8 protein-coding genes are annotated in these 12,020 nt (G+C 45.9%); 3 read left to right on the forward strand and 5 right to left on the reverse strand.

Annotation, left to right across the window (positions count from 1 at the left end):
• Positions 1 to 42: 42 nt before the first annotated feature.
• Positions 43 to 3,351 (reverse strand): DNA translocase FtsK 4TM domain-containing protein, encoded by a 3,309-nt coding sequence (locus tag KJB05_RS11700; RefSeq protein WP_208444151.1) that lies wholly within the window; start codon positions 3,349 to 3,351, stop codon positions 43 to 45.
• A gap of 152 nt (positions 3,352 to 3,503) precedes the next feature.
• A complete protein-coding gene (gene lrp / locus KJB05_RS11705) occupies positions 3,504 to 3,998 on the reverse strand; it encodes a leucine-responsive transcriptional regulator Lrp (RefSeq protein ID WP_005437169.1) in 495 nt (164 codons plus the stop codon).
• A gap of 156 nt (positions 3,999 to 4,154) precedes the next feature.
• Here lrp and ald point away from each other — a divergent pair, with 156 nt between their 5' ends.
• On the forward strand, positions 4,155 to 5,279 hold the full coding sequence (gene ald / locus KJB05_RS11710; RefSeq protein WP_005437167.1) for an alanine dehydrogenase: 1,125 nt from the start codon (positions 4,155 to 4,157) through the stop codon (positions 5,277 to 5,279).
• 93 nt (positions 5,280 to 5,372) lie between these two features.
• Here the strand turns inward: ald and KJB05_RS11715 are convergent, their stop codons facing one another.
• Both KJB05_RS11715 and cysB read right to left on the reverse strand, forming a co-directional pair.
• Positions 5,373 to 6,569, reverse strand: a complete 1,197-nt coding sequence (locus KJB05_RS11715) for a methyltransferase (protein ID WP_208444152.1) — start codon at positions 6,567 to 6,569, stop codon at positions 5,373 to 5,375.
• A gap of 53 nt (positions 6,570 to 6,622) precedes the next feature.
• A complete protein-coding gene (gene cysB / locus KJB05_RS11720) occupies positions 6,623 to 7,597 on the reverse strand; it encodes an HTH-type transcriptional regulator CysB (RefSeq protein ID WP_005437164.1) in 975 nt (324 codons plus the stop codon).
• Between the two features lie 341 nt (positions 7,598 to 7,938).
• Between cysB and KJB05_RS11725 the strand changes: the two genes are divergently transcribed.
• Positions 7,939 to 8,703: a hypothetical protein gene (locus KJB05_RS11725; RefSeq protein ID WP_005437162.1), complete on the forward strand. Its 765-nt coding sequence runs from the start codon at positions 7,939 to 7,941 to the stop codon at positions 8,701 to 8,703.
• 124 nt (positions 8,704 to 8,827) lie between these two features.
• Positions 8,828 to 9,598 carry a tRNA isopentenyl-2-thiomethyl-A-37 hydroxylase MiaE gene (locus KJB05_RS11730; protein ID WP_005437159.1) on the forward strand — a complete coding sequence of 257 codons (771 nt, stop codon included), beginning with the start codon at positions 8,828 to 8,830 and terminating at the stop codon, positions 9,596 to 9,598.
• 129 nt (positions 9,599 to 9,727) lie between these two features.
• On the opposite strand, the gene KJB05_RS11735 is transcribed toward KJB05_RS11730, so the two are convergent.
• Positions 9,728 to 11,485: a sodium:solute symporter family protein gene (locus KJB05_RS11735; protein WP_061008060.1), complete on the reverse strand. Its 1,758-nt coding sequence runs from the start codon at positions 11,483 to 11,485 to the stop codon at positions 9,728 to 9,730.
• Positions 11,486 to 12,020 lie beyond the last annotated feature (535 nt).

Genomic DNA, 12,020 nt, shown 5'->3' on the forward strand with positions numbered 1-12,020 from the left:
ACCACTCACCTCAGTTGGACTGAGGTGAGTAACACAAGTTCATTAATCTTTTGGTGGCGCAGGAGCCAGTACTTCACGGTTACCATTATGGCCCGGAGCACTTACGATGCCTTGCGCTTCAAGCTGCTCTACAATACGAGCCGCTCGGTTATAGCCAATCTTGAATCGACGCTGTACACCAGAAACCGAACCACGACGCGATTGCACTACGTGCTCTACGACTTGATCGAACAGTGGATCCACTTCTTCATCCGATTCCATCTGTTCACCCGGAAGCAGACTTTCTGGACCTTGATCACCGCTGATGATCTCATCGATGTAGTTTGGCTTACCACGTGCTTTCCAGTTGTTCACAACCGCGTGAACATCATCATCCGATGCAAACGCACCGTGAACACGGGTCGTATGGCTTGAGCCTGGTGGTAAGTAAAGCATATCACCCATACCCAATAGCGATTCTGCACCGCCTTGGTCAAGGATAGTACGTGAGTCGGTCTTCGTTGATACGGTGAACGCCACACGTGTTGGGATGTTCGCTTTAATTAGACCGGTAATAACGTCAACCGATGGACGCTGTGTCGCAAGGATCAAGTGAATACCTGCCGCACGCGCTTTTTGCGCCAAGCGAGCAATCAGTTCTTCAACTTTCTTACCTACCACCATCATTAGGTCGGCAAATTCATCGACAACCACAACAATGTAAGGCAGTTTCTCTAGCAACGGCGGTTCAGTGTCCATGCTGTCGCCTTCTTGCCAGAATGGGTCGTGAATTGGGTGACCAGCATCTGCTGCCATCTTCAACTTCTCGTTAAAGCCTTTCACGTTACGTACGCCCAATGCAGACATCAGTTTGTAACGACGTTCCATCTCGCCCACACACCAACGCAGTGCATTAGACGCGTCTTTCATGTCTGTTACTACTTCAGAAAGTAGATGAGGAATGCCTTCATAGATTGAAAGCTCCAACATTTTCGGGTCGATCATGATGAAACGCAGATCTTCTGGCGATGCTTTGTAAAGCATACTCAAGATCATCACGTTCACACCTACTGACTTACCAGAACCGGTTGTACCTGCTACCAGCACGTGAGGCATTTTCGCGATATCTGCAATCACCGCTTCACCCGCGATATCTTGACCAAGAACAACGGTCGTTGGTGACGTTGCTTGTTCAAACTGAGGGCTACTGATTACATCAGATAAGAATACCGTCTGGCGGCTCATGTTGGGCAACTCTAGACCCACATAAGGTTTGCCCGGAATCACTTCTACAACACGTACCGCCATTGCAGACAACGCACGTGCCAAGTCCATAGACAAGCCAGAAATGCGGCTTACTTTCACGCCCGGCGCCAAATCAAGCTCAAATCGAGTGATAACAGGGCCTGGGTAAATACCAACTACGTCTGCTTTGATCTTGTAATCCGCAAGTTTGGTTTCAACTAAACGAGCCACCTCTTCCAGAGCATCACGGTCGATAAAGTTATCGCGCTTCTCTGGGTGGTAAAGCAATTCTAGTGTTGGCAATGGCTCTTCTGGTACTGGCAAGTTTTGCTCTTGCTGTACTAAGAATGGGTTCTGCTGTGCAGCCACTTTCGCTTGAGCATTCGATACCAAGTTTTGGAATGCTGCCACATCTTGATCGCCATCTTGAACCTCTTCTACCTCGGCTTCTTGAGGTGCAGATTCAAAGGTAGGAGAAGGTGCAGGCGTTACCGGTTGAGGTTGAACTGCAACAGGCTGATGAACAGGTTGCTCTTGAACAGGCGATTGCTGAACTGGTTCTTGTGGCTGAATAGCTTGTTGCTGCGGCTCAGCATAAGCCGGTTGAGCTTGTTGAACTGGCTGCTGCGCCGGGTAATCATCTTCGTCATCCAATACATCGAAGTTCGAAATTGTCGGTTCGATGTGTTGGCTTGGCTCTGTTTCTTCAGCAATGTTATCCAATGCAGAAGAACTAATCACAGGTTCTTCGTGTGAAGGTTGCTCTGTGGTTGGCTGTTCGATTGGCGCGTGAACAGGCGCTGGTTCTTGTGCAACTTGGGCTTGTTGAGCCTGCTCTGCTTCAAACTGAGCATACTCATCGTAGCTTGGTGCGTTATCGAACGGTTCAGAGACGGTTGGTTCAGGTGTCACAAACGGCTCTTGTGGCGCTTGTTGATGCTCGGCTTGCTGTGGAGCAAATTCCTGAGAAACAGACTGTGGAACTTCAGGCTGAGTTTGAACAGGAGCAACTTGCGCTTCTTGAACCTGTGGCTCTTCATCTGCCCAATCGTCAGCTTGTTGTGCCGCCGCTTCTAGCTCTTCAATCGTTACGTTCAGTTGTTTAGTGCGTTCAACGAATGGGTCCACATTATCTGTGCTTACCGCACGCACTGGCTCAACAGTTTGAGTTTGCTCTTGAACCTGAGACTGCATTTGAGGCTGCACAGGCGCGGCATTTACAACCGCAGGTTGCGGCGCAGGCTGAAGGTTAGCTTGCGCTACTTGCTGCTGTCTCGGTTTATCTACAGTCGATTGTTCTACCGCCGATTGTGGCATGTAGATTGGGTATTCGTGTGTTGGTGTTTCTTGTTTCGGCTCTTCGACATCATAAGCAGTAAGATGAGGCATAGGCTCGTCTTCCATGTCATCTGAACCACGTTTGCTCATTACACGATCTTCAGCAAACTCGTCTAATTGTGGCTCTAGAGTTTCATGCTCGGTACCACGTGCTTTATTTGTTAACGCTGCGACAACGCCAAGTGCACGATCACCCAACCACTCAACAATGTTAAGCCAAGAAATACCAGTAAATAGTGTGAAGCCTGCACCCCATAGGAAAAGAAGTACAAGCGTTGTGCCCAGCACATTTAATGTAGGCAGAGACAAGCTCGTCAGTACGTCACCAACAACGCCACCAGACGAGAAATACCAAATGTCGTCAAAGTTGATATCAGCAAGACCACAACTGGTAAGAATAAGGATAACTAAACCAAGTAGACGAGTGCCCCACAACATAAGGTCGATAGGGTCGTCTTCAGAACGCTTGCGACAAATCACCCATGCACCTGCAGTTAACAGGAAGGGTAATGGATACGCGAGGGAACCAAAGGTAAAGAATAGTGTGTCGGCTAACCAAGCGCCGAACAGGCCACCAGCGTTATCGATCTCACCGCCCCAAGCAGTTTGGGACCAAGACGGATCGGCTGGGCTAAAGGTAAATAATGCAACGGCTAGCAATATCGAGCTAAGAACGCCAACGATAAAGCAGCACTCTTTTAAGCGTTGGAAGCCATTTAATCGTGAAGACTGAGGCTCTTCACTGGTTTTGATGATGGTTTCGACTTTCTTTGCGTTCTCTTTGAACATAAATCAACTTGAATATGGAAATGAATTAGGAATAAGCAAAACATTCCGAGCGGCACAAAGCCGCTCGGTAAATTGATTTAACCATATCAAAGAGAAAAACCCAATTACTCTATCGAGAAAGCGGAAGCATTTACCGCTTTCTTTGCAAGAATTTAACGAGTTTTAATCACAAGCTGGTTAGTTTGCTTCACTTCTTCCATAACTACGTAGGTACGAGTGTCGTTCACGCCTGGAAGACGCAGTAACGTATCGCCTAGTAGTCGACGGTAAGCACCCATGTCTGATACACGAGTCTTTAGAAGATAGTCGAAATCACCTGATACTAGATGACACTCTTGGATATCGTCTAGTTTTTGAACAGCCGCGTTGAACTGTTCGAATACATCAGGCGCACCACGGTTAAGGGTAATTTCTACGAATACCAACAGTGATGCATCTAGGAACTGCGGGTTTAATAACGCAGTGTACCCAGTGATATAACCTTGACGCTCTAAGCGACGCACACGCTCCAAACACGGCGTTGGAGAAAGTCCTACACGTTTTGAAAGTTCAACGTTCGAAATACGACCGTCTTTCTGCAGTTCATTAAGAATGTTGCGGTCGATACGGTCTAGTTCCTTGGACGGCTTCTTATAGTTGTCTGCCATTTTTTATTCCACCTTATTACTTCCTTGCAAAAAAATATACTACAACTTTTTAATATTTGGTGCCAAATATTACAAATCAACATCTATACTAGATATTAATTCGACAATAACACCCTACAAACAGTTAATACAACCATTTTAGAAAGAGGACACAGGATGATCATTGGCGTACCTAAGGAAATCAAAAACCACGAATACCGTGTGGGTATGATCCCAGCTAGCGTGAGAGAACTTATCTCACATGGTCACCAAGTTTTGGTTGAGACCAATGCAGGTGCCGGCATTGGTTTTTCAGACGATGATTACATCGCTGTAGGCGCATCCATTCTTCCTACTGCTACAGACGTTTTTGCGAAAGCAGATATGATTGTAAAAGTAAAAGAACCCCAAGCTGTCGAGAGAGCAATGCTCCGCGAAGGGCAGATTTTATTTACTTATTTACACCTAGCACCAGATTTTCCACAAACTGAAGAGCTAATCAAGAGCAAAGCTGTCTGTATAGCGTATGAGACTGTAACAGATAATATGGGTCGTTTGCCACTGTTAGCACCAATGTCAGAAGTGGCAGGTCGGATGTCTATTCAAGCAGGTGCGCAAACGTTGGAAAAATCACACGGCGGTCGTGGTCTACTACTAGGTGGCGTACCTGGTGTTGAGCCAGCGAAAGTTGTTGTAGTCGGCGGTGGTGTCGTTGGTGCGAACGCAGCTCGTATGGCTGTAGGTCTTCGTGCAGACGTAACAATCCTTGACCGTAACGTAGATACACTGCGCAAACTAGACGAAGAATTCCAAGGTCGCGCTAAAGTGGTTTATTCTACTGAAGACGCTATCGAGAAGCATGTTCTAGAAGCAGACCTAGTGATCGGTGCGGTTCTTATCCCTGGTGCTGCAGCACCTAAATTGGTAACTAAAGAGCACATCGCTAAGATGAAGCCAGGCGCGGCGGTGGTTGACGTAGCTATCGACCAAGGTGGTTGTTTCGAAACTTCTCACGCGACAACGCACGCAGAGCCAACATACATCGTTGACGAAGTGGTTCACTACTGTGTTGCAAACATGCCTGGCGCTGTTGCTCGTACTTCAACATTTGCACTGAACAACGCAACGCTTCCATACATCGTGAAGCTTGCAAACAAAGGCTACCGTGAAGCACTTCTAGAAGACAATGGCTTCCTTGAAGGTCTAAACGTTATCCACGGCAAAGTGACTTGCAAAGAAGTTGCTGAGAGCTTTGACCTAGAATACGTTGAACCAGCGCAAGCAATCGCAATGTTCAACTAATGACAAAATAACGCATAAATTGTCACGTTTTGTTTACAAAAGCCCACTCTAAAGTGGGCTTTTTTGCATAGAGCATTTAATTATAAAACAGATCTAAATCTTATAAGCGCAAATTAAAATGTTTCGAGGTGTGACTGATTTAGCGCAAAACTCTGCCAATCTAACACGATAACCACGTTCTTCAAGATAAAGTGCTTTGTCTAAAGCAAGCCAAATTTCCAACGGTCGTTGAAATACTAATTGAACCAGACTCAAACGCTCCATTTGCCAAAAGCGTTGTTCGCTTAACTTTTCAAAATGGTCGAAGTCGATTTCTTGTGGAAGATCGATGCCCTTCTGTTCCGCTGCCCAGCGACATAACGATTCAAAACCATCACTTAATTGCGACTTACGGATACTCGGCACAGGTACATACTCGACCATCCCCAAAACTTGTCGCGTGATCAAATCAAAACCAAGACGGAATACCATTTCCTGCTGACGGTGGCGTCGAACACGTTCACCACCAGTAACGGTTTGCTGCAGCGGAATACGCAGTTCTTGCTTAGACAATGAGAGAGAAGAAGCCCTGCCCTGCACCGACATCGGCTGATATTGCTCAGACTGAATCAAGTGGTAACAACAAGGCGAGATTGTCATCGCAGCAATACCGTTTTCACTGCCGTACTGCATCAAGCGAACATGAAGGTCACCACAGGCATGAAGTGCAACTGCGTGTTGAGATGGCTTAAACACGGCTTTCGCCTTGCTATCAAACGCATCGCCTTGAATAAACGTCATCTTCCAATGATGTTCATTGGCTGCTTGTTGCCCCGAATCGCACAGTGCTTGTTGGTATTCAAAACTGGTGACAGGCTGCTCTGTCTGTGTGGTCAGAATTCGTCCCAAATAACCTTTGCCTGAGCACCACTCTAACCATTCGTCACCATGATGAAGCTGAATCGCCGCTTCACCCATCGAGCTAATTTGCTCTAACTTACGACCGGGAATGCCGTTATCTAAACCACGAGCGAGCTCCAAGCCGTTTAACGCTAAAAGCTCTAAATGAGTCAGATCTGCGAGTTGTTCAAGTTCAGGCAAAAACGGACTAAGTGCTTTTAAGGCAAGTTCCGGTTCCGCTTTGTATTCTTCAATTTGAGAGGGAGAAAGAGACGCTAACCACTGGCACAACTGAGGATGTTGCTCTTGCCAAGGTAATGATGCGTGAATGCTGCTTTTAAAAGGCTCGAATCGCCACAAAGATTGGTTTTCGATTAAGCAGTCATTAATAAATTGAAATTGCGTTTTCATAGCTCCCCCTACAACGAGCGCATTGTAGAGGGAATCGAAACATCAATGAAGTGTTATCTGACCGGAAGCTCGATGTCTTTAAACATCTCTTCAATTTCGGTGTTTGATTTAAGCGAGATCGCTTGCTCTACAACCGGACGAGTTAAATGCGGTGCAAAACGCTCCATAAAGTCGAACATGTAAGAGCGAAGGAAGGTACCACGACGGAAGCCAATGCTCGTTGTGCTCGCGCCAAACAAGTGGCTTGCATCAATCGCGACTAAATCGCTGTCTTGGTCTTCATCAACTGCCATGCTCGCAATCACACCAACACCAATGCCCATACGAACGTAAGTTTTAATCACGTCGGCATCCGTTGCAGTAAACACAACGCGCGGTGTTAAGCCTTCACGGTTAAATGCGGTATCCAACTCAGAACGGCCTGTAAAGCCGAATACATAAGTCACTAGCGGGTAAGCCGCCAAATCGTGGATAGTTACGCGGTCTTTCTTCGCTAATGGGTGGTCTTTTGGTACCACGATAGAACGATTCCAGTGGTAACAAGGCAGCATGATGGCATCTTGATATAAATGAAGTGCTTCGGTCGCAATCGCGAAGTTTGCCGTACCTTTGGCAATCGCTTCAGACATCTGCGAAGGCGTACCTTGGTGCATGTGTAGCGATACTTTCGGGTAACGAGCCGTAAAGCCTTTGATCACGTCAGGAAGTGCGTAACGTGCTTGGGTATGAGTGGTAGAAATGTTCAGTGTGCCCATTTCAGGGTGAGTATGCTCCCCTGCTACGGCTTTGATGCTTTCAACACGCGCTAGAATCTCTTGAGAAATTCGCACGATCTCTTCACCGGCGGGTGTCACCTGCGTTAAGTGTTTACCACTTCGTTCGAAGATCTGAATACCCAACTCATCTTCCAATAGACGGACTTGTTTACTGATGCCCGGCTGAGAAGTGTATAGGCTTTCTGCTGTCGCAGACACATTCAGATTATGGTTCACAACCTCAACAATATACTTCAGTTGTTGCAGCTTCATCGTAATCCCTTACTCATTGATTGAGATAATAACGTCATACTTATCTAGTCTACTCGCCCGAGTAGATATAATGATTAGTTATAACGTGTTAGCAACTAAATGAACAGTAATTTCTAACTTATAGCTCAAGCTCATAGCGAATTACTCAACTTCTCTAAATATGCATGGAGCTGAACCTTCAAAATTCGCTTTTTTAAACGGCTCACCGCATTCTGTGCTTAAATCCACAGGAAAACGTGTTTGGAGCAAAATAATCAAATAAATAGGGTGCCGAGAAAGATAAGATTCATGTATTCTTGAACGCTGGATACAGAAAAGTAACAAGTAGTAGAAGCAAAGATATGAATACTGGTTTAATAATCGCTTTGGTAGTCATCCTACTGGTACTGATCCTTGGCTATAACATCATGTTGCAGTACAAGGTCAAAGTAGAGACAGCGAAAAGGCAAGAGTCTGCTCGCTACGTGGCACTGATTGACGGTACAGAAGAGCTGATTGGACACGCTCATCATATTCCTTTCAGCAAGGACTTACTGCTGTGTCTTAATAATCGTATTCTTGATGCACTTGAAAGCATGCGCGACCTTGATCCAAAGAACAAGCAGCTCGTGCAGCGCATCGAAAACATGAAGCAGCAAATTGCTCAATTGAATGAGAGCAGCGCAAACGGTGAAAGCACCACATTCAAAATGCCAAGCAGCGATAAACAAGCCATCGTAATGTTAAAGCTCGTGAAACGTCTTCGTGATGCGGTTCGTAACGAGCACAACAAAGGCCGTTTAGATACGCAAACTTACGTAACTGAAAACGCGCGTCTTGAAACGATGCAAATTCGCATCAACATCGAGAACGTGATTAAGCGTGCGAATGACTCTATTGCTCGCGGTCAACCGGGAACCGCTCTGCAACTGCTTCGTAAAGGCATTGATGCGTTAAGCACCAAAAACGACGCTTACTCTATTCAAGCAAAACAAAAGCTCGAAGAAATGCTTGGTGACTTGGATAAGAAACGCCAAGACAAGAATGAAGCAGAAATGCAGCAAATTGCCGACAAAGAACGCGACAGTGACATGGATGCGCTCTTCGGCGAGAAGAAAAAGTGGTAAACTCCGCTTAAGCTTTCCGCCCTATCCGATTAAAGGCTGCGTTTGCAGCCTTTTTTGTGTCTTCTTGATTGAATAGACATTGGCCGGATAAACCAAAATTGAATGTAAAGTACTAAAAATTAAAATGATTAATCTCGACGCCTATCAGGACCTTCTTGCTCCAATTAACCAATTCTTGCAATGCAGCACCCCAGATGAATGGGTTGAGGAAGCAAAGAAGCCTGAAAACCTTCCAACCATTTTATTAGACCACCTACTGTGCGAACTCAAAGCGGGTCAGTCGGCAATGTTCCTGATCCGTAAATACGCAGTAGACCAAGCAAGCTCACATGCCCTACTCGATTGGTTCAAACCATACGAGGACTTTGCCTATCGTAAGACAGGCTCACTAGAGACGCTTAAAGGCAAAAGCAACATTTCAAAAGCCATCATTGCTAAATCAGATTCGCCGTACAGCCAAGATCTGATCGACAAGATGGTTCTGCTGATCAAAGAAGAGTTACACCACTTCTACCAAGTGCTAGAAATCATGGAAAGCCGTGGCGTGGAATACAAAAACATTCCTGCAAGCCGCTATGCAAAAACGCTGATTTCAAACATGAAAACACATGAGCCAGAAACCTTGATTGATAAGCTCATCATCGGTGCCTACATCGAAGCTCGCTCATGTGAACGTTTTGCGAAACTGGCTCCGCACATGGACGAAGACATCGCGAAATTCTATGTTTCTCTACTTCGCTCAGAGGCTCGTCATTACCAAGACTACCTTGTCCTTGCAGAACAAATCGCAGGTAAAGACATTAGCGAGCGCGTTGCAGAGTTTGGACGCATCGAAGCTGAACTGATTTCAACGCCAGACGAAGACTTCAAATTCCACAGTGGTATTCCTGCTTAAATCGAATTGCCTCAAGCAAGAAGCAAGACAATCTAATCACTCGGTTTCTTTTGATTCTTAAAGTCGAAAATAAAAAAATCCCACAGTAGCGATACTGTGGGATTTTTCATAGAGAGTCATTAATTGTGGTTAGCTTTTCGCGTTAGCTAACTTTGGGCTTTTAGGCCCTCGTGCTGCGTTCACCAATAGAACACCCACCGAGAGAACAATCGCACCACACAAGATAAACAGTAGTCGACCTGATGGTTCGTTTGGAATCAGAGCCATCGCTAGGATACCGAAGCCCGCAACACTGATAAGCTTACCAAGCATGCCGCGCTGTTTTGTATCTAGGTTCTGCTGCTCTTCGCTGTCAGCCACAAGTGGCGTGTTCCAGTTCTCGAACAATTGGTCCACTTCTTTCTCACGCTCAGGCGATAGGCCTTTGTAGAAGCGCGTTGTCAGTAGGAAGAAGCCACCAGTGAAGACAACGTGTGCCGCTAGGCTCAAGCCAACTTTCAGGTCTGCCCACTCACGTCCTGTAAACGCTTGCTCTAGACCGAATAGGCGCTCTACGTCTTCTGCTTGTAGTGAGATACCGAAGATGTAAGAAACAAAGCCACCTACAACCAGTGTTGCCCAACCAGCCCAGTCCGGCGTCTTACGAATCCACATACCAAGTAGTACAGGAATCAGCATTGGGAAGCCAATCAATGCGCCCACGTTCAGTACGATATCGAACAGGCTCAAGTGACGTAGTGAGTTAATGAATAGACCGATACCAATGATGATGAAACCCATCACGATAGTCGTTGCTTTACTCACGATAACCAGCTCTTTTTGCGACGCTTGTGGACGTACAATCGGGCTATAGAAGTTCATCACGAAGATACCCGCGTTACGGTTAAGACCAGAGTCCATTGAAGACATGGTCGCCGCAAACATTGCTGACATCAGAAGACCTACCATACCTGCTGGCATTACGTTTTGTACGAATGCTAGGTAAGCTGCATCACCACCTACTGAGCCGTATTGCTCTGCGAAATCAGGCATAAATGCCGCAACGTACCAAGGTGGTAGGAACCAAATGATAGGACCAACAATCATCAGCACACATGCAAGGCCTGCTGCTTTACGTGCGTTTTCACTGTCTTTTGCACATAGGTAGCGGTAAGCGTTGATGCTGTTGTTCATAACACCGAACTGTTTAACAAAGATGAACACTACCCAAAGGATAAAGATACTGACGTAGTTCAGGTTGTTACCCAGCATGAAGTCGCCGTGGAAGTTAGACACTATGTTGCCAATACCGCCACCGTGGAAGTATGCCGCCACCGCACAAGTGATCGTCACCGCCATGATAACCAACATCTGCATAAAGTCAGATGCAACAACCGCCCAAGAGCCGCCCGTTACCGCCATTAGCATTAGCACTAAACCCGTAACGATGATGGTCGCTTCCATAGGAATGTTGAAGACCGCTGCCACGAAAATCGCAAGACCATTCAACCAAATACCGGCTGAGATCAAGCTGTCTGGCATACCAGCCCAAGTGAAGAACTGCTCTGAAGTCTTACCAAAACGTTGACGAATTGCTTCAATCGCCGTCACTACACGTAGCTGACGGAACTTTGGAGCAAAGTAGAGATAGTTCATGAAGTAGCCAAATGCGTTGGCTAAGAATAGGATTACAACAACGAAACCGTCGTTGAACGCGCGTCCTGCGGCACCTGTAAACGTCCATGCTGAAAATTGCGTCATGAAGGCGGTAGCACCTACCATCCACCATAACATCTTACCGCCCCCTCGGAAGTAGTCACTGGTTGAGGTAGTGAACTTACGGAACATCCAACCAATTGCAACTAAGAAGAAGAAGTAGGCAAGAACAACAAGAGTATCAATAGTCATTTTTTCAGCCTTTCAAGTTTGATCATTTTCTAACGCCTAGACTACTCTGTTCATTATTTTATTTGTACTACAATAAGCTTTAATTGTGATCTGGAACATAAGTTATTTCATTGAAAAATTGGCGAGAAATCCTTTGTTTTATTGGGCTATTGGCATTCTAAGTCAGAATCTCTGCCACTCAACAAACAATTATATTGTAATACAAATAATCTATTGCAAATTCATTAAAGTATGGAATATTTTTCTTCTTCACGCTTTGTCGGAAGATCAAAAATGCGCGGTATTTCTTTGAGGGAAACGTAATGAGATGTTTCAAAAGGATTGAGCTATCAAGTGGGGAGTAGATGAATGAAAAGCGAGATCCCCGACTCGCTCCTTCGTCGCTCTCGTGGATGACGCGAGAAAAATTCAACGCTTTCCATTTCTACTTTTCAAATCTCGCTTCTCGATTCTAATCTCTCGTTTGTTTTTCTCGCATCTCGATTCTCCAATCTCGCCTCTTTCAAACACAAAAAAGCGAACCCTGAGGCTCGCT

The sequence above is a fragment of the Vibrio sp. B1ASS3 genome, assembly GCF_905175355.1.
Lineage (GTDB): Bacteria > Pseudomonadota > Gammaproteobacteria > Enterobacterales > Vibrionaceae > Vibrio > Vibrio owensii.